The organism is Agrococcus sp. HG114, assembly GCF_024723325.1.
In the GTDB taxonomy this organism is placed as follows: Bacteria; Actinomycetota; Actinomycetes; order Actinomycetales; family Microbacteriaceae; genus Agrococcus.
In genome coordinates, this window is the sequence record NZ_JANQCH010000034.1 from 1 (window position 1) to 19,264 (window position 19,264).

19 protein-coding genes, 1 tRNA gene and 1 pseudogene are annotated in these 19,264 nt (G+C 72.2%); 7 read left to right on the top strand and 14 right to left on the bottom strand.

All coding sequences use genetic code 11. The features are described 5' to 3' along the window. Positions 1-167: 167 nt before the first annotated feature. The 5 genes from rplL to NWP09_RS05420 all read right to left on the bottom strand — a co-directional run bounded on the left by rplL (position 168) and on the right by NWP09_RS05420 (position 4,653). On the bottom strand, positions 168-557 hold the full coding sequence (gene rplL / locus NWP09_RS05400) for a 50S ribosomal protein L7/L12 (protein WP_258274514.1): 390 nt from the start codon (positions 555-557) through the stop codon (positions 168-170). Positions 558-590: 33 nt separating this feature from the next. Beyond that, a complete protein-coding gene (rplJ, locus tag NWP09_RS05405; RefSeq protein ID WP_258274529.1) occupies positions 591-1,109 on the bottom strand; it encodes a 50S ribosomal protein L10 in 519 nt (172 codons plus the stop codon). A gap of 191 nt (positions 1,110-1,300) precedes the next feature. Next, complete coding sequence (locus NWP09_RS05410) at positions 1,301-2,809, bottom strand: cell wall metabolism sensor histidine kinase WalK (RefSeq protein WP_258274515.1); 1,509 nt, start codon at positions 2,807-2,809, stop codon at positions 1,301-1,303. Positions 2,810-2,825: 16 nt separating this feature from the next. Next, complete coding sequence (locus NWP09_RS05415) at positions 2,826-3,569, bottom strand: response regulator transcription factor (RefSeq protein ID WP_258274530.1); 744 nt, start codon at positions 3,567-3,569, stop codon at positions 2,826-2,828. 94 nt (positions 3,570-3,663) lie between these two features. Beyond that, on the bottom strand, positions 3,664-4,653 hold the full coding sequence (locus NWP09_RS05420) for a phosphotransferase enzyme family protein (protein ID WP_258274516.1): 990 nt from the start codon (positions 4,651-4,653) through the stop codon (positions 3,664-3,666). A 121-nt stretch (positions 4,654-4,774) separates the two neighbouring features. Between NWP09_RS05420 and NWP09_RS05425 the strand changes: the two genes are divergently transcribed. Next, entirely contained in the window at positions 4,775-5,371 is a 597-nt protein-coding gene (locus tag NWP09_RS05425) for a YqaJ viral recombinase family protein (RefSeq protein ID WP_258274517.1), read from the top strand. Next, positions 5,371-6,114, top strand: a complete 744-nt coding sequence (locus NWP09_RS05430; RefSeq protein ID WP_258274518.1) for an alpha/beta fold hydrolase — start codon at positions 5,371-5,373, stop codon at positions 6,112-6,114. The genes NWP09_RS05425 and NWP09_RS05430 overlap by 1 nt, the downstream gene beginning before the upstream one ends. 25 nt (positions 6,115-6,139) lie before the next feature. Here NWP09_RS05430 and NWP09_RS05435 read toward each other — a convergent pair whose 3' ends face one another. Further along, positions 6,140-6,865 carry a DUF998 domain-containing protein gene (locus NWP09_RS05435; RefSeq protein ID WP_258274519.1) on the bottom strand — a complete coding sequence of 242 codons (726 nt, stop codon included), beginning with the start codon at positions 6,863-6,865 and terminating at the stop codon, positions 6,140-6,142. Between the two features lie 102 nt (positions 6,866-6,967). Here NWP09_RS05435 and NWP09_RS05440 point away from each other — a divergent pair, with 102 nt between their 5' ends. Together NWP09_RS05440 and NWP09_RS05445 are read left to right on the top strand one after the other, a co-directional pair. Continuing rightward, positions 6,968-7,921 carry an NADP-dependent oxidoreductase gene (locus NWP09_RS05440; protein WP_258274520.1) on the top strand — a complete coding sequence of 318 codons (954 nt, stop codon included), beginning with the start codon at positions 6,968-6,970 and terminating at the stop codon, positions 7,919-7,921. 37 nt (positions 7,922-7,958) lie between these two features. Continuing rightward, on the top strand, positions 7,959-9,608 hold the full coding sequence (locus tag NWP09_RS05445) for an ABC transporter ATP-binding protein (protein WP_258274521.1): 1,650 nt from the start codon (positions 7,959-7,961) through the stop codon (positions 9,606-9,608). Positions 9,609-10,080: 472 nt separating this feature from the next. Here the strand turns inward: NWP09_RS05445 and NWP09_RS05450 are convergent, their stop codons facing one another. From NWP09_RS05450 to NWP09_RS05460, 3 genes are all read right to left on the bottom strand, one after another. Then, complete coding sequence (locus NWP09_RS05450) at positions 10,081-11,001, bottom strand: ABC transporter permease (RefSeq protein WP_258274531.1); 921 nt, start codon at positions 10,999-11,001, stop codon at positions 10,081-10,083. Positions 11,002-11,015: 14 nt separating this feature from the next. Further along, complete coding sequence (locus tag NWP09_RS05455) at positions 11,016-12,020, bottom strand: ABC transporter permease (RefSeq protein ID WP_258274522.1); 1,005 nt, start codon at positions 12,018-12,020, stop codon at positions 11,016-11,018. 106 nt (positions 12,021-12,126) lie between these two features. After that, complete coding sequence (locus tag NWP09_RS05460; RefSeq protein WP_258274532.1) at positions 12,127-13,743, bottom strand: ABC transporter substrate-binding protein; 1,617 nt, start codon at positions 13,741-13,743, stop codon at positions 12,127-12,129. A 272-nt stretch (positions 13,744-14,015) separates the two neighbouring features. Here NWP09_RS05460 and NWP09_RS05465 point away from each other — a divergent pair, with 272 nt between their 5' ends. Together NWP09_RS05465 and NWP09_RS05470 are read left to right on the top strand one after the other, a co-directional pair. Next, complete coding sequence (locus NWP09_RS05465) at positions 14,016-15,395, top strand: sensor histidine kinase (RefSeq protein ID WP_258274523.1); 1,380 nt, start codon at positions 14,016-14,018, stop codon at positions 15,393-15,395. After that, a complete protein-coding gene (locus NWP09_RS05470) occupies positions 15,392-16,042 on the top strand; it encodes a response regulator transcription factor (RefSeq protein ID WP_258274524.1) in 651 nt (216 codons plus the stop codon). The genes NWP09_RS05465 and NWP09_RS05470 overlap by 4 nt, the downstream gene beginning before the upstream one ends. A gap of 66 nt (positions 16,043-16,108) precedes the next feature. Here NWP09_RS05470 and rplA read toward each other — a convergent pair whose 3' ends face one another. From rplA to NWP09_RS05495, 5 genes and pseudogenes are all read right to left on the bottom strand, one after another. Next, positions 16,109-16,798 (bottom strand): 50S ribosomal protein L1, encoded by a 690-nt coding sequence (gene rplA / locus NWP09_RS05475; protein ID WP_258274525.1) that lies wholly within the window; start codon positions 16,796-16,798, stop codon positions 16,109-16,111. 94 nt (positions 16,799-16,892) lie between these two features. Next, positions 16,893-17,324, bottom strand: a complete 432-nt coding sequence (gene rplK, locus NWP09_RS05480) for a 50S ribosomal protein L11 (RefSeq protein WP_258274526.1) — start codon at positions 17,322-17,324, stop codon at positions 16,893-16,895. Between the two features lie 75 nt (positions 17,325-17,399). Continuing rightward, a pseudogene (nusG, locus tag NWP09_RS05485) lies at positions 17,400-18,065 on the bottom strand (transcription termination/antitermination protein NusG); the annotation flags it as partial. A gap of 60 nt (positions 18,066-18,125) precedes the next feature. Continuing rightward, on the bottom strand, positions 18,126-18,392 hold the full coding sequence (gene secE / locus NWP09_RS05490) for a preprotein translocase subunit SecE (protein WP_258274527.1): 267 nt from the start codon (positions 18,390-18,392) through the stop codon (positions 18,126-18,128). A 69-nt stretch (positions 18,393-18,461) separates the two neighbouring features. Further along, positions 18,462-18,534, bottom strand: a tRNA-Trp gene (locus NWP09_RS05495). 153 nt (positions 18,535-18,687) lie between these two features. Here NWP09_RS05495 and rraA point away from each other — a divergent pair. Then, positions 18,688-19,167 (top strand): ribonuclease E activity regulator RraA, encoded by a 480-nt coding sequence (gene rraA, locus NWP09_RS05500; protein WP_258274528.1) that lies wholly within the window; start codon positions 18,688-18,690, stop codon positions 19,165-19,167. Positions 19,168-19,264: the final 97 nt, after the last annotated feature.

The following is a 19,264-nucleotide window of genomic DNA, read 5'->3' on the forward strand; positions in this document are numbered from 1 at the left end:
GCCGTCGGCGGCCGGCGTCGCGCTCATGCTCGGCGGCTGGGTGCCGCTCGCGCACGACGTCGCCCGGCGGGCGCTCGAGCGGCGCCGCACCGCCTGAGGCCGCGCCCGCAGACGACGGAGGCCGCACCCGACGAGCGGGTGCGGCCTCCGTGCTGGAGCGGGGGACGCTACTTGAGCGTCACCGTCGCGCCGGCCTCCTCGAGGTCGGCCTTCGCCTTCTCGGCGTCCTCCTTCTTCGCGCCCTCGAGCACGGTGGCGGGAGCACCGTCGACGAGCGCCTTGGCCTCGCCGAGGCCGAGCGACGTCAGCGAGCGGACGACCTTGATGACCTGGATCTTCGCCGAGCCGGCAGCCTCGAGCACGACGTCGAAGTCCGTCTTCTCCTCGGCCTCCTCCTCGGCGGCGCCGCCACCGGCGGCCGGGGCCGCGGCGACCGCGACCGGAGCGGCGGCGGTGACCTCGAAGGTCTCCTCGAACTTCTTCACGAACTCGCTGAGCTCGATGAGGGTGAGCTCCTTGAACTGCTCGAGCAGCTCGTCAGTCGACAGCTTTGCCATCGTCTTCTCCTTGTTTCTGGTACCGACCGCTGCCTACTCGGCCGCGGACTCCTGCTTGACCCGCAGCGCGTCGACCGCGCGAGCGGCCTGGGCGAGCGGAGCGTTGAACATGTATGCAGCGCCGAACAGCGAGGCCTTGAAGGCACCGGCCAGCTTGGCCAGCAGCACCTCACGCGACTCGAGATCGGCGAGCTTGTTGACGTCGTCGGCCGTGAGCGGGTTCCCGTCGAAGAATCCGTTCTTGACCACGAGCGCCGGGTTCGCCTTGGCGAAGGCACGCAGCTCCTTCGCGACGGCGACGGGGTCGCCATGCACGAATGCGATCGCCGACGGGCCGACGAGCGAGTCGTCGAACGCGTCGATGCCAGCGTTGTTGGCAGCGATCTTGGTGAGCGTGTTCTTCACCACGGCGTACGTCGCGTGCTCACTGATCGATCGGCGCAGCGTCTTCAGCTGGCCGACGGTGAGACCGCGGTACTCGGTCAGCAGAACGGCGTTCGAGCTCTCGAAGAGGTTCGAGAGCTCGGCGACCGCAGCTTCCTTGTTCGCCATGGTGCTCCTTGCGTCGTTGCTGGCTGCCCTGGCCCGAACATGGAAGAAGCTCCGGCGCACGCGCACGGAGCTGGCGTCCTCGACGGGACGTTCACACCTGCGCGGGACGACGCTCCTCGAGCGAGCCTTCGGTTGTCGCGCTCCCCTGCGGGCGCACGGCAACGACCAGCGGTCTTTGGTATGGCACCAGACTACGGCACGACGGATGCGTCGTGCAAGCCCGCCGCCTCAGCGCCCGCCCACAGCGGCAGCCGCACGGTGAACGACGTGCGGCCGGGCCGGCTCTCGAGCGCGATCGTGCCGTGGTGCGCGTCGACGAGCGCCTGCACGATCGCGAGCCCGAGCCCGGAGGAGCCGGTCTCGCGCGACCGCGACCGGTCGCCGCGCGCGAACCGCTCGAAGACCGTCGACTGCTGCTCCGGCGGGATGCCGGGCCCCGCGTCGACGACCTGCAGCACGGCCTCGCCGTCCTCGGCGCGCAGCGCGACCTCGACCGGCGTGCCCGGCGGCGTGTGCACGCGCGCGTTCGCGAGCAGGTTCGCGATCACCTGCTGCAGGCGCAGGGCATCCCCCGCCACGACCACCGGCTCCTCGGGGAGCGTGAGGGAGATGGGATGCGCGCGGCCGGCCGCCTGCGCGTCGGCGACCGACTCGACGACGACGAGCGAGAGGTCGACCTCGGCGCGCTCGAGCTCGCGGCCCTCGTCGAGGCGCGCGAGCAGCAGCAGGTCGTCGACGAGCGCCTGCATGCGGCGGGCGGCCGCCTCGATGCGCTCGAGCGACGCACGCGAGTCCGGGCCGAGGTCGCCGTCGTGCTTGCGCGTGATCTCGGCGTACCCGCGCACGGCGGCGAGCGGCGTGCGCAGCTCGTGCGACGCGTCGGCGACGAACTGCCGCACCCGCCGCTCGCTCGTCGTCCGCGCGTCGAACGCCTCCTGGATGTGCGCGAGCATGCGGTTCATCGACTCCTGCACGCGGTCGACCTCGGAGGCAGGGTCCTCGATGCGCACCCGGTTCGTCAGCTGCGCGTCGCCCGACGCGAGCGGCAGCTGCGAGATGCGCTCGGTCGTCGCGATCACGGCCGTGAGCGGCCGGAGCGCCCGCCGGATGATCCAGTCGCCGAGCACGAGCACGATCGCGACCGCCGCGGCGGCCGAGACGGCGATGACGAACGCGAGCGCCGCGAGCGTCTGGTTGGCCTCGGCCATCGACAGCCCCGTGATCACGCGCACCTGGCCGACGTCGCGCGCGATGACGCGATACGAGCCGTAGCTCGGCAGGGTCGCGTTCGCGACCGCGTCGGTCTCGGCGGCGAGCACGACCCGCTGGTCGCGCTCGGTGAGCGCGAATCGCTGGCCGAGCCGGTTCATGATGAAGTTGTCGCCGAGCGCGTCGCCCTCGTCGATCGCGAGCAGCGCCCCGCTCGGGGTCGCGCTCGGGTCGACCGTCGGCCGCTCCCCCGTCGCGAGCGCGCGCGCGACCGACACGGTCGTGCGCTCCGAGAACTCGAGCAGCTGCTCGTCGACGCGCGCCTCGAGCACGACGCGCATCGTCATGACGCTCGCGATCGCCACGGCGGCGGTCAGGAGCGCGAACAGCGCGACGACGACGACGAGCAGCCGCCGCCGCAGCGACCATGACGACGGGTTCTGGATGCGCCGGCCCAGCTGAGCCGCCGACGCCGGGGCGGTCTGGCTCACCGGGGGCGGACGCCGCTCACTCGGCCGCGCGCAGCTGATAGCCCACGCCGCGGACGGTGTGGATCATGGGCGGGCCGAGGGTGTCGATCTTCTTGCGCAGGTAGGAGATGTAGAGCTCGACGACGCTCGCGCGACCGCCGAAGTCGTACGACCACACGCGGTCGAGGATCTGCGCCTTCGACAGCACGCGGCGGGGGTTGCGCATGAGGTAGCGGAGCAGCTCGAACTCGGTCGCGGTGAGGTCGACCTGCTGGCCGCCGCGCCGCACCTCGTACGAGTCCTCGTCCATCATGAGGTCGCCGACCCACAGCACGCTCGACTCCTCGGCGGCCGCGGCGGTGCGGCGGATGAGGCCGCGCAGGCGCGCCACGACCTCCTCGAGGCCGAAGGGCTTCGTGACGTAGTCGTCGCCTCCCGCGGTGAGGCCGGCGACGCGGTCGTCGAGGGAGTCCTTCGCCGTGAGGAAGAGCACGGGCACGTCGAAGCCCGCGGAGCGCAGCCGCTGCAGCACCGTGAGCCCGTCGATGTCGGGGAGCATGATGTCGAGCACGACCGCGTCGGGGCGGAACTCGCGCACCGCCTGCAGCGCCTGCTGGCCGTTCGCGGCGGTCCGGACGTCCCAGCCCTCGTACTTCAGGCCCATGGCGACGAGGTCGGCGAGGCTCTGCTCGTCGTCGACCACGACGATGCGGATGGGCGAGCCGTCCGGGCGGGTGAGGCGGGGCTGCGCCCGCAGCTTCTGCTGAGCGGAGTCGGTCATGCGTTCCATTGGGCCAGATCCTCCTGTGCATGGATCGCCCACAGCCTATGCGCTCCCTGTGTGCGGCCTTTCCGGCCTCCCGCGCATCCGCCCGTCACGCCTCGGCGCGGGAGAACGCGCCCGTCTCAAGCCACCAGCGCAGCCGCGCGACGGCGGTGCGCAGGTAGGGTTCCGCGCGCTCGCGCAGGCTCGCCGTCGAGGACGCGAGGAGCGCGTTCGCGAGCAGCAGCTGCCGGGCGGCGACGAGCGCCTCGAAGTCGGCGGGGTCGACGTCCGGGAGCGGCAGGCGACCGGCGTAGCCCTCGCGCATCGCCCGCTCGGCCGCGTCGTCGCCGCCGCGCAGGTAGAACGCGGAGATGGCGAGGTCGAGCACCGGGAGCCCCAGCCCGCAGTCGTCGAAGTCGAACACCGCGAGCCGCCCCGCGTGCCACTTGAGGTTGCCGCCGTGCAGGTCGGCGTGCAGCGGCCGGAGGGTCGCCCCGCGGTGCAGCCGAGCGAAGGCATCGGCAGCCCTCGAGCGGGCGGTGTCGAGCACGGCGCGCTCCTCGGCGGCGAGGCCGGGCGCCGTCGCGAGCAGGTCGTCGTCGCCGAACAGCGGCGCGTCGAGCCTCGGCAGCGACGTGCCCGCGGGCGGGCGCCAGTGCTCGGCCTGCGCGTGCAGCTCGGCCATCGCGCGGCCGAGGGCGCGCGCGGCGTCGGGGCCCAGCTCCTCCGCGTCGGCGCCGTCGAGCCACGACGCGGCGGTGACGAGCACGCGCCGCTCGAGCGGCGGCGCGTCGACCTCGGCGAACCAGCGGCCGTCGACCGCGCGCAGCGGCTCGGGCACGAGCACCGGCGTGCCCGCGGCGATCGCGCTGATCCACGCCTGCTGGGCTGCCGCGTGCTCGGGCGTGCTGTGGGAGTTGGTGCCGACGCGCAGCGCCACGCGGCGGCCGCCGCGCTCGTCGACGGCGAACGTCGTGTTGTAGCCGTGCAGCACGGGCTCCAGCCGCTCCGCCTCGAGCCCGAACGCCGCGGCGGCGGCGAGCGCCACCGGGCGCAGCGCCTCGACCTGCTCGGCCTCGCCGAGCTCGTGATACCCCACCTGGACATCCCACCACGGCCGGGACCGCAGGGGTGCGGCGGCGCCGAGCGCCGCGCCGCCGAGTCGAGCCGAGGTCGGCGCGGGGCGGATGCGTCGGCGTGCCGCGTGGGACGATGGACGCGTGGACCTGCAGCTCGACATCTTCGGCGACGAGGCCCCCGCCGCGCCGCACACGAGCCGCATCCTCGCCCGCTCGAGCGATCGCGTCGCGTGGCTGCGCGCGCGCTCCGGCGGCGTGACCGGCACGGACGCCGCGCGCCTGAGCACGCAGCGCGCGATCGCGGCCGTCGCGCGCGAGAAGACGGGGCTGCGCGGCTTCACGGGCAACGCGTTCACCGACCACGGCCGCGCTCGCGAGCCGCACATCGCGCGCTGGGTGCACGACCACTTCTCCCTCGAGCCCTCCGACGCGCTCTTCCACTCGGCCGGCGACCGGCGGCACCTCGCGACACCCGACTGCGTGAGCGACGACGGCGCGGTGCTCGCCGAGATCAAGACGACCTCCCGCCCGTTCACCTCCATCCCCAAGCACTACCTGCGGCAGATCTGGTGGCAGCAGTACGTGCTCGGAGCGGAGCGCACCCTCTTCGTGTGGGAGCAGCACGTCGACTTCGTGCCGGTCGGCCCGCCGCGCCACCGCTGGGTCGAGCGCGACGAGGACGAGATCGCGATGCTCGTCGACCGAGCGAACGGCCTGCTGCAGCTCCTGGCGCGCTGATGCTGCTCGCGATCCACGGGCTCGGCTCCGAGTCCGGCGCGCTGCGCGACTACCTCGAGGGCGCCGTGCCGCGCGGCGTGCGCGTGCTCGCCCCCGACCTCCGCGCCCACGGCGCGAACCCGCTGCTCGGCGAGCCCGACGACTTCGCGCTCGAGGCGCTCGCCGCCGAGGTCGCGGACGAGCTCGCGCGGGTCGGCGACGGCACGCCGGTGACGATCGTCGGCGTCTCGCTCGGTGCCGCGCTCGCGGCGCTCATCGCCCGCTCCGGACGCTTCCCGCTCGATCGGGTCGCGCTCGTGCGGCCCGCGTTCACGGCTGAGCCGCTGCCGCCCAACCTCGCGATCTTCCCGGTGATCGGCCGGCTGCTCGAGGCGCACCGGCCGCAGCGCGCGCTCGCCGAGCTGCACCGCTCCGGCGCGTGGCGCGGGATCGCGCACGAGTCGCTCGCCCACGCGCACGGGCTCGAGGCGCAGCTCACGCAGCCGCGGGCCGCCGAGCGCCGCATCCGCCTGCTCGAGATCCCGCGGAACGCCGCCTACCGCCCGGGCGAGCTGCGCATCCCCGCCCCCTCGGTCGTGCTCGCGAGCCCGCGCGACCCGGTGCACCCGCTGCACGTGGCGGAGGCGTGGCGCGACGAGCTGGGCTGCCGCATGCTCGTCTCCCCCGCGCGCGACGACGGCGAGGCGGCGATGTTCGCGTGGTTCCGGCAGCAGCTCGGCAGCTTCCTCGTCGGCATCCGCTGAGACGGCGGGCGCTGCGCCGCAGCGATCAGGGCTGCTGGAGACCCGCGCCGAGCGCTGCCGCCTCGCGCGACGCGGCCTGCGCACCCACCGGGCGCTCGTCCGCCGCGCCGCGCCGCGCATCCGCCCCCCGAGCGGGCAGCGAGTGCACCACCGCGACCGCGATGAGCCACAGCACGCCGATGCCCGCGGCGACGAACTCGAGCGTCGAGCCCACGTCGGTGTTGCCGCCCGCGAGCGAGAGCAGGCCGCCCGTCGCCGCGATGAGCCCGACGGCCACGCCGCCGGCGGTCGAGAGCCGCGCGACCCAGCGGTCGGTCGCGGTCGCGAACTGCAGCATCGCGAGGCACCCCGCGACGAACGCGAGCACCGCGGCGGCGATGTGCGCCCAGTCGCGCGGCTCCGCCTCCGGCCCGAGCAGCGACGGGCAGCCGGGCGAGCACGGCACCGCCGCGGCGAAGCCGAACAGCGCGCCCGCGACCACGAGGGCCGCGGCCGGCGCCCACAGCCGCAGGAGCGGCAGGTGCGTGCGCACGTCGCGCACGACGACCGCGACGAGCAGCACGCCGACGACGACGAGGCCGAAGCCGATCTGGAACTGGCCCGCGGAGTGCATGTGCTGCGCGCCGAGCTCCGAGATGTAGAGGAACCGCTCGTACATCGCGCGCGCGTCGCCGATCACGGCGGCGCCGGCCACGAGGCTCGCGACGGCGAGGGCGGCGACGACGGCGTCGGAGCGGCGGTGCTGGAGCACAGCACGACTGTAGTGCTCAGGCGGGGGCGTCACCCGACGTCATCTCGACATCTGCTCGTCACATGCCTGGGGTACCGTCGAGGCGACCTGGAGGGGAATCGAATGCGAGCAGTGCTGGTGCGGGAGTTCGGGCCGACCGACCGCGTGGAGATCGGCGAGATCGACGCGCCCTTGAAGCTCGGCACCGAGGTGATCGTCGACGTGCACGCCGCGGGCATGAACCCGATCGACTTCAAGACGGTGCTCGGCAAGGGCGCCGCGAAGGCCGTCGAGCCGCTGCTGCCGTGGGTGCCGGGCGGCGACGTCGCCGGCGTCGTGGCCGAGGCGCCCTACGAGGCGCACGACCTGCAGCCGGGCGACGCGGTCTACGGCATCGCGAACCACTGGCGCACGCGCGGCACCTACGCCGAGCAGGTGGTCGTCCCGTCGCTCGCGCTCGCGCCGAAGCCGCAGTCGCTCACGTTCGAGGAGGCCGCGGCGGTGCCGTGCGCGGCGCTCACGGCGTGGGATGCGGTGGTGCGGGTCGCGAAGGCGCGCGCGGGCCAGCGCATCCTCATCCACGCGGGAGCGGGCGGCGTCGGCCACTTCGCCGTGCAGTTCGCGAAGTACTTCGGTGCGCACGTCGCGACGACCGTCTCGACGCGCAACGTCGACTTCGCGCGCTCGCTCGGCGCCGACGAGGTCGTCGACTACACGCAGCAGCGGTTCGAGGACGTGCTGCAGAAGGTCGACGTGGTGGTGGATCTCGTCGGGGACGTCGCCGACGCCACGGGCACCCGGTCGCTCGACGTCCTCAAGCACGGCGGCCTCTACCTCAACGTGCCGACCGGCTCGTGGCCCGAGTACGCCGCGGCCGCCGCGGAGCGCGGCCTGCGCGCGTCGTCGGTGAAGGTCGAATCCGACGGGTCGAACCTCGGCATCATCGGGCGGCTCATCGACTCGGGCGACGTGCGGGTCGAGGTGCAGCACGTGTACCCGCTCGAGCGCGTGCACGAGGCGTTCGCCGAGCTGCAGCGCGGGCACGTGCGGGGCAAGCTCGTGCTGAAGGTGCGCTGATCCGGCGAAGCCGCCGCCGACAGTGCAAGATGGTCGGATGAGCGACGCGAAGAAGCCGCTGCTGGAGGTCTCTGGGCTCAAGGTCGAGTTCACGACCCAGGACGGCACGGTCACGGCCGTGCACGAGGCGAGCCTGTCGCTCGGCGCGGGCGAGACGCTCGCGATCGTCGGCGAGTCGGGCTCGGGCAAGTCGACGACCGCGATGGCGATCATCGGGCTGCTGCCCGGGAACGGCCGCGTGGCCGCGGGCAGCATCACGCTCGACGGGCAGGAGCTCGTCGGCGCGAGCGAGTCGACGATGCGCTCGGTACGCGGCCGCCGCATCGGGCTCGTGCCGCAGGACCCGATGTCGAACCTCAACCCCGTCGCGCGCATCGGCTCGCAGGTCGCCGAGACGCTGCTCGCGCACGGCCTCGCGACGCGCAAGGACGTCGACGCGAAGGTCGTCGAGACGCTCGAGGCCGCGGGGCTCCCGAACGCCGCCGAGCGGGCGAAGTCGTACCCGCACGAGTTCTCGGGCGGCATGCGGCAGCGCGCGCTCATCGCGATCGGCCTCGCGTGCCGCCCGCAGCTCCTCATCGCCGACGAGCCGACGAGCGCGCTCGACGTGACCGTGCAGCGCACGATCCTCGACCAGATCGGCACGATGACGCGCGAGCTCGGCACCGCGGTGCTGCTCATCACCCACGACCTGGGGCTCGCCGCCGAGCGCGCGCAGCGCGTCGTCGTCATGCATCGCGGCCGCGTCGTCGAGCAGGGTCCGGCGAAGCAGATCCTCGAGTCGCCGCAGCATCCCTACACCCAGTCGCTCGTGCGCGCCGCGCCCTCGGTGGCGATGGCGCGCCTGCGGCCCGAGGACTTCGTCGATCGCGACGGCGGAGCGGATGCCGCGGCGGCGAAGGACGCCATCGTCGAGTTCGAGCACGTCACGAAGCAGTTCCACGTGCGCGGCCGGCGCGAGCCGTTCACGGCCGTCGACGACGTGACGCTCGCGGTGCCGCGGGGGAAGACCGTCTCGATCGTCGGGGAGTCGGGCTCGGGCAAGACGACCACCGCCCGCATGCTGCTCAAGGCCTACCCGCCGACGAGCGGCACGGTGCGGTTCGAGGGCAAGGACGTCTTCGCGCTCTCGCGCGACGAGCAGAGGCAGTTCCGCCAGCGCGTGCAGCCGGTGTTCCAGGACCCGTACTCGTCGCTCAACCCGATGTTCACGATCGAGAGGATCATCGAGGAGCCGCTCGCGTTCTACGGCAAGGGCTCCCGCACCGAGCGGCAGCGCCGCGTGCGCGAGCTGCTCGACCAGGTCGCGCTGCCGACCGACATGGCCAGGCGGTACCCGTCGGAGCTCTCGGGCGGGCAGCGGCAGCGCGTCGCGATCGCCCGCGCCCTCGCGCTCTCCCCCGACGTGATCGTGTGCGACGAGCCGGTGTCGGCGCTCGACGTGCTCGTGCAGGACCAGATCCTGCGCCTGCTCGGCGAGCTGCAGCGGGAGCTCGGCCTCAGCTACCTCTTCATCTCGCACGACCTCGCGGTCGTGCGGCTCATCAGCGACTACGTCGCGGTCATGCAGAACGGCAGGCTCGTCGAGGCGGCGACGAGCGAGGAGATCTTCACGAACCCCCGCGATCCCTACACGCGCAAGCTCCTCGCCTCGATCCCCGGCAACGAGCTGAAGATCGCGAGCTGACGCTGAGCGGCGCCCCCCGCACCTCAGTGGCGTCTCCCGCACGTGACTGGCGCCGCCCGCACGCCAGTGGCGCCGCCCGCAGGTGAGTGGCGCCCCCGCGCGTGATTGGCGCCTCCCGCACGTGACTGGCGCCGCCCGCAGGTGAGTGGCCTCCGCGCGCACGCTTGTCCGCAACAGGCGCCCCTGACGGCCGGGAGTGACCGCTCACCCACCCCAGGCGCCACTCACCCGCCGCACGCGCCACTCAACCGCCGCAGCCGCCGCTCAACCGCCCAAGACGCCATTCAGCCACCGGAGACGCCACTCAGCCACCGGAGACGCCACTCAGCCACCGCAGACGCCACTCACGCACCGCAGACGCCGCTCAGCCACCGCAGACGCCGCTCAGCCACCGCAGGCGCCACTCAGCCACCGCAGGCGCCACTCAGCCACCGGGGGCGCCGATGGCGCGACGCGGGGGCAGTGGGCGCGGTCAGCGCTTGCGGGTGCGGGGGTCCATCGCCTCGCGCAGCGCCTCGCCGAGCAGCGTGAAGCCGAGCGCGGTGATCATGATGCAGATGCCCGGCAGGAACGCGAGCTGCGGCGCGATCGCGAGCTCCGCCTGCGCATACGTGAGCATGCGCCCCCACTCGGCCGTCTCGGGGCGCCCGCCGCCGAGGCCGAGGAACGACAGCGCCGCGGCGTCGATCACGGCGGTCGCGAGGGTCAGCGTCGCCTGCACGATCACCGGGCCCACCGAGTTCGGCAGCAGGTGCGACATCGTGATGCGACCCGTGCCCAGCCCCAGCGTGCGGGCGGCGAGCACGTAGTCGGACTCCCGCTGCTGCAGCATCGACGAGCGCAGCAGCCGCGCGAAGATCGGGATCTGCGCGACGCCGATCGCGATCATGACCGCGAGCGGCGTTCTGCCGAGGATCGCGGCGATCGAGACCGCGAGCAGGAGGTGCGGGACCGACAGCAGGATGTCGACGACCCGCATGATGAGCGTGTCGACCCATCCACCGAACGCGCCGGCGATCGCGCCGAGCACCATGCCGCCGAGCAGGCCGAACAGGGTCGAGACGACGCCGATGATGAGCGACGCCTGCGCGCCCCAGATGAGCTTGGAGACGACGTCGCCGCCGAACCGGTCGATGCCGAGCGGGAACTCGGGGATCTCGCCGATGCCCGGCAGCGACGTCGGCCGCAGGTACTCGCGGCCCGGCGTCGCGAGCTCGGGGTAGGGCGCGAGCAGCGGCGCGAGCAGCGCGACGAGCACGAACGCGGCGACCACGACCGCGCCCACCCACGCGGCGGGGTTCTTGCGCACCCGGCGGAAGACGTCGCCCCAGAAGCTGCCGCTACGGCGCGCGGCGCCCTGATCGCCGCCCTCGGGCGTCGGGAGGGCGGGGATGGCTTCGACGGCGCTCACTGGATCCTCACCCTCGGGTCGATGAACGAGTAGGAGATGTCGACGATCAGGTTGATGAGCGCGTACGAGATGGCGATGAAGAGCACGAAGCCCTGCAGCACCGGGAAGTCGCGCGCGAAGATCGCGCCGGCGAGGAACGCGCCGATGCCCGGGAAGGCGAACACCGTCTCGGTGAGCACCGCGCCCGAGATGAGGAGGCCCGCCTGCAGGCCGATCGTCGTGACGACGGGCAGCATCGCGTTCCGCAGCACGAAGCGGTTGCGGATCACGCCCTGCGAGATGCCCTTCGCGCGCCCGGTGCGCACGTAGTCGGCGTTCACGACCTCGAGCACGGACGCGCGGGTGATGCGCACGATGATCGCGAGCGGGATCGTCGCGAGCGCGAGCGCGGGCAGCAGCAGGTGCACGATGGCGTTGAGGGATGCGTCGAGCTCGCCGGTGAGGAGCCCGTCCAGGACGTAGAAGCCCGTCGCGTGCGTCGCATCCACCCCCCTGTCCTGCCTGCCGGTCGAGGGCAGCCAGCCGAGCTGCACCGCGAAGACCCACTTGAGGATGAACGCGAGGAAGAAGACGGGGATCGTGATGCCGACGAGGCTGCCGGCGACCGAGATGTGGTCGATGAGCCGGCCGTGGTTGCGGGCGGCCCAGTAGCCGAGCGGGATGCCGATGCCGACCGCGATGATGAGCGCCATCACGGCGAGCTCCACGGTCGCGGGGAAGCGGTTGGCGAACTCCTCGAGCACGGGGCGGCGCGTCTCGATCGAGTTGCCGAAGTCGCCCTGCAGGAGGCGCCCGAGCCACGTGATGTACTGCTCGGGCAGCGGCCGGTTGAAGCCGTAGGCCTCGTTGATGCGCTCGATCGCCTCAGGCGTCGCGCGCTCGCCGAGCAGCGCCGCTGCGGGCCCGCCGGGCAGCGCCCGCACCCAGAAGAAGAGCAGCACGGTCAGTCCGAACAGCGTCGGGATCAGCAGCAGCAGGCGTCTGCCGATGGTTCTCAGCACGTGGTTCTCTCCTGGTCGTCCATCGCGGGTTCCGGCGTCGTCGCCACTCGTGCCGGATGCCGCGGGCCGATGATGGCCCGCGGCATCCGGGGTGGACCGATCGAGGCTACTCGCTCAGCTCGATCATGTTGAACACCTCGTCGTTGACCGGGCTGGCCGGGTAGGAGGTGACGCGCTCGCTGAACGCGAGCGACGGGGCGGGGTGCGCGAGCGGCACGCCGGGCACGAACTGGGCGATCTGCTCGTTGATCTCCTGGTATGCCTCGGTCGCGTCCTCGGGCTGCGGGATCTCGCGGGCCTCGCTGAGCGCCTGGAAGAGCTCCGGGTTCTCGAAGCCCCACTCGTTCGAGTAGCCGTTGAAGAAGACGCCGACGAAGTTGTCGGTGTCGTTGTAGTCGCCGGTCCAGCCGAGCAGGTGGATGCCGTGGTCGCTCGTGCCGCGCATGCGGTCGAGGTAGTCGGTCCACTCGTCGGCGACGGGGGTGACCGTGATGCCGACGGCCTCGAGCTGCGATGACAGCGCCGTGAAGATCTGCTCGGGGTTCGGCATGTACGGCCGCGACACGTTCACCGGGTAGTTGAACGTGAGCGTGAGCCCGTCCGGGTAGCCGGCCTCGGCGAGCAGCTCCTGCGCGCGGGCCGGGTCGTACTCGTAGTCGGTGACGTCCTCGTTGTAGCCGTTGACGACCGGCGGGATGAACTGCGACGCGACCTCGGTGCCCTCGGGGAGCACCTGCGTCACGAGTGCCTCGCGGTCGATCGCGTGCGCGATCGCCTGGCGCACGCGCACGTCCTGCAGCTCGGGCACCGTCTGGTTCATGCCGAGGTAGAGGATCGTGAACGGGTCGCGCTGCATGACGTTGAAGCCGGCCTCCTCGAGCGCGGCGGTGTCGGCCGGCGCGACGAGGTCGTAGCCGTCGATGTCGCCGGACTCGAGCGCCTGGCGGCGCGCGGTCGGGTCGTCGATCACGCGGAAGACGATCTCCTGCACCTGGCCCTGCTCGCCCCAGTAGTCGGGGTTGGCCTGCAGCACGACCTCGCTGCCCGGCGACCACGACTCGAAGACGAAGGGACCGGTGCCGGTCGGGTGCGCCTCGCCGTACTCGCTGTACTCGGGCGCCTCCTCGGAGCCGCCGACGTCGTCGGCGCCGTACTCCTCGAGCGCCGTCGGGCTCTGCATGGCGAAGGCCGGCAGCGAGAGCGACGCTATGAAGCCCGAGAAGGGCCGCGTGAGGTTGATGGTGGCCGTGAGGTCCTCGTCGGCGGAGCACGACTCGTAGAGCGCGTTCTCGTCGCCGGCGAAGCCGCCGTAGAGCGAGCCGTAGTAGTACGAGAGGCTCTCGGTGGCCGTGAGGCCGGTCCAGTTGTACCAGCGGTCGAAGTTGGCGCAGACGGCCTCGGCGTTGAACTCGGTGCCGTCGTGGAAGGTCACGCCCTCCTGCAGCTCGAACGTGTACGAGGTGCCCTCGTCGTTCGACTCCCAGCTCGTCGCGAGGAGCGGCGCCGGGTCGGCCGTGCCGGGCTCGACGCCGACGAGGCCCTCGAAGATCTGGCGCGAGATGCGGAACGTCTCGCCGTCGGACGCGAACGCGGGGTCGAGGCCCGACGGGTCGGAGGATGCGCCGAAGATGAACGTCGAGTTCACGTCGCCGGTGGGCGCCGCGCTGCCGTCGGTGCCGGAGTCGCGCTGGGACTGCACGCATCCGGTGAGCGCGAGCGTCATCGCGGCGCCTCCCGCGAGGCCTGCGAGCAGGCGCCGCTGTGCGGATCGATTCACGGTCTGGACCTTTCGTGGAGGGGACTGTCGCATCGCCCGCGGCTCCGCCTCGAGCATGCGTACCGACAACCTAGCCGCTCGACAGCGCGGACATTGTCACGGCAGGGTCACGATTGCGCCCGCTTGGTCGCCTCCGACGCCGGCGCGCCCTCGTCCTTCGGGACGAGATGCGCAGAGATGCGGTGCGGATGCCTGCTGCGCGCGCCTAGCCTGACCGCATGATGACGACGCAGCTGCTGCGACGGGGCGCGCCGTGGTGGCCCGCCCCGATCGCGATCGTGATGCTCGGTTCGATGATCGCGGGCAGCCAGCTGAGCGATGCGCTCGCGCTCGGGGCTGCGCTGCTCATCCTCGGCGGCCTCGCGTGCAGCATGCGATGGCCGCTCCCCGCGTTCGCCGCGGTGCTCGTCGGCAGCATCGCCGCGGCTCCGACCGAGCCCCGCTTCTCCGGGTTCCTGCTCTTGCTCGCGTTCGCTGCGGCAGCCCTCGCCGCATGGGGGCTCGAGCCGCTGACGGTGCGGCTCCTCTCGGGCATCCCGCTGGCCATCGTCGCCGCGACCGCCATCAGCTGGCAGGCGTCGGTCGCGGCCACGTGGTGGGGCGGCTCGATCGGACCGAGCTTCGCCCACGTGCTCGGCGGCTGGCTGCCCGCGATGCTGGCGTGGGCCGCCGTCGTCGGCGCGCGAGCGCTGCGCGACGCGCTGCGCTCCGAGCACGCGAAGCAGCAAGCCGTGGCGCGCACGACCGTGGTCGAGAGCGAGCTGCGCGACGAGCGCCTGCGCGCTGACCTCACCCACGACTTCCACGACGTCATGGCCCACTCGCTCGCCGTGCTCGCCGCCCAGGCCGAGGGGCTGCGGTTGACGCACGAGGCGCATCCCGAGCGCATCGGGCCGGTGCTGACGACGATCAGCGACACGGCGCGGCTGGCCCTCGTCGAGGTTCGGCAGCTGCTCGAGCGCGTCGACGACGATGCGCGACGCCCGCAGCCCACGAGCGCCGACATCCCCGGCCTCGTCGCCCAGACCCGCTCGGCGGGGCCCGACGTGCAGCTGCTGGACGTCGGCACGCGCGGGCACTTGAGCAGGATCGCCGACATCGCGGCCTACCGCATCGTGCAGGAGAGCCTGACCAACGCGCTGCGGCACGGGGGCGCCGACGTCGCGATCGTGGTCGCGCTGTCGTGGACGGGTCCCGGGCTCACACTCGCCGTCTCCTCCCCCATCCGCGACCGAGCGGCGCTGCGACCGGCGGGCCGTGGCATAGCCGGCATGCACGAGCGCGTGCGACTCGCGGGCGGCACGCTCGAGATAGACGCCGATGGCGAGCGCTTCGTCGTGAGCGCGCACCTGCCGTACCAACCGGTCGACGACGCGCCGACGAGACCGCTGACCGAGGACCAGCTCGCGACGCTCCCGGTGCCGCTGCCGCCCGAGCCGGTGCGACCGGAGGAAGTGGTCGCACCCTGGATCGTCGAGGCCACCCGCCTCCAGGCGGAGCGCCGAGCGGCGCGTCCGACCACCGCACCGGGCGGCTGGTCGCGAGCGACGAAGGTCAACCCTGGCACCGGTCACCGACGCCCGGCGGCAACCGAGTGATCCGGCTGCTGCTCGTCGACGACCAGGAGCTCTTCCTCGAAGGGCTCTCGATGATCCTCGAGAGCCAGGAGGGCATCGACGTCGTCGGCACCGCGGCCGACGGCCGGCTCTGCGTCGAACTCGTGCGCGAGCTGCGCCCGGACGTCGTGCTCATGGACATCCGGATGCCCGTGCTCGACGGCATCGCGGCGACCGCCGAGATCCGACGAGAGGCGCCCGAGCCCCCGCCGCACGTGATCGTGCTCACGACCGTGCGGCACGACAGGGCGGTGGTGGATGCGCTGCGGGCGGGCGCGAGCGGGTTCCTGCTGAAGGACGCGCCGCCCGAGTTCCTCGTGCAGTCGATCCGCGCGGTCGTCGACGGCCAGCAGGTGATCGCGCCGGCCGAGACCTTCGACCTGCTGCGGGCGTTCGCGCGGGTGCGGCCCGTCCCCGACACCTCGATCCTCGACGGGCTCACGCCCCGCGAGCGGGAGCTCTTCGCGCTCGCCGCGCGCGGGCTCTCGAACGCCGAGATCGCGCAGCGGCTCTGGGTCGCCGAGACGACGGTGAAGACGCACATCCGCGCGATCCTCGCGAAGCTCGGCGTGCCGAGCCGGGTGCAGCTCATCGCGCTCGCCCACGAGCACCGGCTCGTCGACGCCTGAGTCGCCGATCGGCCCGCAAACGACGAGAGCCCCGCCGAAGCGGGGCTCTCGAGCGAGACGCGGGTCTCAGATGGCGGTGACGTCCACCGGGATGCCGGGGCCGAAGGTCGTCGAGACGGTGGCCTTCTGGATGTAGCGGCCCTTCGAGGACGACGGCTTGAGGCGGACGACCTCCTCGAGCGCGGCGTGGATGTTGTCAGCCAGCTGCTCGGGCGAGAACGAGGCCTTGCCGACGATGAAGTGCACGTTGGCGTGCTTGTCGACGCGGAACTCGATGCGGCCGCCCTTGATGTCGGTCACGGCCTGCGCGACGTTCGGGGTGACGGTGCCGGTCTTGGGGTTCGGCATGAGGCCGCGGGGGCCGAGCACCTTGCCCAGACGGCCGACCTTGCCCATGAGCTCGGGGCTCGCGACGGCCGCGTCGAACGCGGTCCAGCCGGCCGCCACCTTCTCGATGAGCTCGTCCGAGCCGACCTCGTCGGCGCCGGCGGCGATGGCCGCCTCGGCCGCGGGGCCCTGCGCGAAGACGATGACGCGAGCGGTCTTGCCGGTGCCGTGAGGAAGAGAAACGGTACCGCGGACCATCTGGTCAGCCTTGCGCGGGTCGACGCCGAGCTTGAGCGCGACCTCGACCGTCGAGTCGGTCTTCGCCGAACCGGTCTCGCGAGCGAGCGCGACGGCCTCGGCCGGGGTGTACGACTTGTCGGCGTCGATCTTCGCCGCTGCGGCCTTGTAGGCCTTGGACTTCTGTGCCATGTGGTTCTCCTAGTTCAGAGTTCGCGGTGCGCGCCTGGCCGGCGCTCCCACTGGTGAGCCGAGCGGCTCGGAGCTGCGGGACGCAGCGTCGAGGTCAGCCCTCGATCGTGATGCCCATGGAGCGGGCGGTGCCGGCGACGATCTTCTTCGCGCCCTCGAGGTCGTTCGCGTTGAGGTCGACGAGCTTCTGCTGCGCGATCTCCTCGACCTGCGCGGCGGTGAGCTTGCCCACCTTCGTGGTGTGCGGGACGCCCGAGCCCTTCTTGACGCCGGCGGCCTTCTTGATGAGCTCCGCTGCCGGCGGGGTCTTGAGCACGAAGTCGAACGAGCGGTCCTCGTAGACGGTGATCTCGACCGGGATGACGTTGCCGCGCTGGTTCTCCGTCGCGGCGTTGTACGCCTTGCAGAACTCCATGATGTTGACGCCGTGCTGACCGAGCGCCGGACCGACCGGCGGGGCGGGGTTGGCGGCGCCGGCCTGGATCTGCAGCTTGATCAGACCCGTGACCTTCTTCTTGGGTGCCATTTCTCTTCCTTCTTGGTGTGTCGCGGTCGCGCGGCCACGCGTGGCCCGGGACCGCATCCAGCCCCGTGGGAGGGGCTAGAGCTTGCTGACCTGGCCGAAGCCGAGCTCGACCGGAGTCTCGCGCTCGAACAGGCTGACGAGCACGGTGAGCTTGCGGCTCGCCGGCTGGATCTCGCTGATCGTGCCGGGGAAGCCCGCGAACGAGCCCTCGGTGATCGTGATGGTCTCGCCGACCTCGAAGTCGACCTCGACCGTGAGCTGGTTGGGCTGCTGCGAGGGCGCCGCCTTCTGCTGCTCGGCGAGCTGCTCGTCGGCGATGGGCTTGAGCATCGTGAACGCCTCGTCGAAGCGCAGCGGCGCCGGGTTGTGCGCGTTGCCGACGAAGCCGGTGACGCCCGGCGTGTGGCGCACGACCGACCAGGTGTCCTCGTTGAGGTCCATGCGGACGAGCACGTAGCCGGGCACGCGCACGCGGTTGACGCGCTTCGCCTGGCCGTTCTTCGTCTCGAGCACGTCCTCGGTCGGCACCTGGATCTCGTAGATGCCGTCGACCTGCATGTTCTCGGCGCGCGAGGCGATGTTCGCCTTGACCTTCTTCTCGTAGCCCGCGTACGAGTGGATGACGTACCACTTGCCGGGCTTGAGGCGCAGCTCGCGCTTGAACTCCTCGTACGGGTCGACCGCGGTCTCCTCGGGCTTCTCCTCGCCCGGGACGAGGTCGTCGAGCGCCTTGTTCAGCTCGATGTCGAGGTCGTTGACGTCAGACACAGTCCACCTTCTCCTTCAGGTTCCGCGACGGGCTCAGACGAGGCCGAACAGCGGGATGTCGCCGAAGACCCAGCCCACGAGCGAGCCGAACAGAAGGTCGAGGCCCGACACCAGCAACATCATGAACACGACGAACACCAGCACGACGAGCGTGTAGCGGATGAGCTCCTTGCGGGTCGGGGTGACGACCTTCCGGAGCTCGACCAGGACTTCCTTGAGGAAGGTCCACAGGCGGAGGAACGGGTTGCGGGAGCCGCCCTCGCGTGTGCGGGGCGCCTCCTCGATCGCGTTCTCAGCCACTGGTGACCCTTCGATTCGTTCGGCCCGGCTGCTGCCGAGGCCCGTCAAGCGCCGCGTGGGCGCCTTCTGCAGGGCGGACAGGACTCGAACCTGCAACCTGCGGTTTTGGAGACCGCTGCGCTACCAATTGCGCCACCGCCCTGGGCCGGTGGAGGGCCATGCTGCCGGCACCTGCGGGGCGTGCGACATCATGGCGGTTGTCAACCACCAAGGGAACAGCATACTTCGGCGGGGCACCCGCTGTCCACTTGCCGCCACGCCGCTACGGTGGGCGATCGACGAGGGAGGCGGAGCGATGGCGCACGCGACGGGCACAGCGACGGCGGATCTGTACGACGAGCGGGGCGAGGAGCTGCAGTCGCTCGAGCTGCAGCTGCTCGACCTGGGCGCGAGGACGCGGTTCGAGGGGCCGGTGCGCACCGTGCGCTGCCTCGGCGACAACGCGCTCGTCAAGGCGACGCTCGCGACGCCCGGCGAGGGCGCGGTGCTCGTCGTCGACGGCGGCGGCTCGATGGCGAGCGCGCTCATGGGCGACATGATCGCCGAGTCGGCGGTCGCGAACGGCTGGGCGGGCGTCGTGATCCACGGGCCCGTGCGCGACCGCGCCGCGCTCGCGCGGCTCGAGCTCGGCGTGAAGGCGCTCGGCTCGAACCCGCGCAAGAGCGCGAAGGACGGCGTGGGCGAGACGGATGTGCCGGTGGAGTTCGGCGGCGTCGTCTTCCGGCCCGGCGCCATGCTCTGGGCGGACGAGGACGGCGTGCTCGTCGAGCACTGACGCCCTCGTAGGCTTGGGCGCGTGAACCGCATCGCTGCGCGCATCGCCGCCATCAACGAGTCCGCGACCCTGAAGGTCGACGCGAAGGCCAAGGCGC

Excerpts from the sequence above, each read along its gene's own strand:
- rplL (WP_258274514.1), bottom strand. The coding sequence starts at position 557 with ATGGCAAAGCTGTCGACTGACGAGCTGCTCGAGCAGTTCAAGGAGCTC.
- rplJ (WP_258274529.1), bottom strand. The coding sequence starts at position 1,109 with ATGGCGAACAAGGAAGCTGCGGTCGCCGAGCTCTCGAACCTCTTCGAG.
- NWP09_RS05415 (WP_258274530.1), bottom strand. The coding sequence starts at position 3,569 with ATGACCGACTCCGCTCAGCAGAAGCTGCGGGCGCAGCCCCGCCTCACC.
- NWP09_RS05430 (WP_258274518.1), top strand. The coding sequence starts at position 5,371 with ATGCTGCTCGCGATCCACGGGCTCGGCTCCGAGTCCGGCGCGCTGCGC.
- NWP09_RS05440 (WP_258274520.1), top strand. The coding sequence starts at position 6,968 with ATGCGAGCAGTGCTGGTGCGGGAGTTCGGGCCGACCGACCGCGTGGAG.
- NWP09_RS05445 (WP_258274521.1), top strand. The coding sequence starts at position 7,959 with ATGAGCGACGCGAAGAAGCCGCTGCTGGAGGTCTCTGGGCTCAAGGTC.
- NWP09_RS05460 (WP_258274532.1), bottom strand. The coding sequence starts at position 13,743 with ATGACGCTCGCGCTCACCGGATGCGTGCAGTCCCAGCGCGACTCCGGC.
- NWP09_RS05465 (WP_258274523.1), top strand. The coding sequence starts at position 14,016 with ATGATGACGACGCAGCTGCTGCGACGGGGCGCGCCGTGGTGGCCCGCC.
- rplA (WP_258274525.1), bottom strand. The coding sequence starts at position 16,798 with ATGGCACAGAAGTCCAAGGCCTACAAGGCCGCAGCGGCGAAGATCGAC.
- rplK (WP_258274526.1), bottom strand. The coding sequence starts at position 17,324 with ATGGCACCCAAGAAGAAGGTCACGGGTCTGATCAAGCTGCAGATCCAG.
- rraA (WP_258274528.1), top strand. The coding sequence starts at position 18,688 with ATGGCGCACGCGACGGGCACAGCGACGGCGGATCTGTACGACGAGCGG.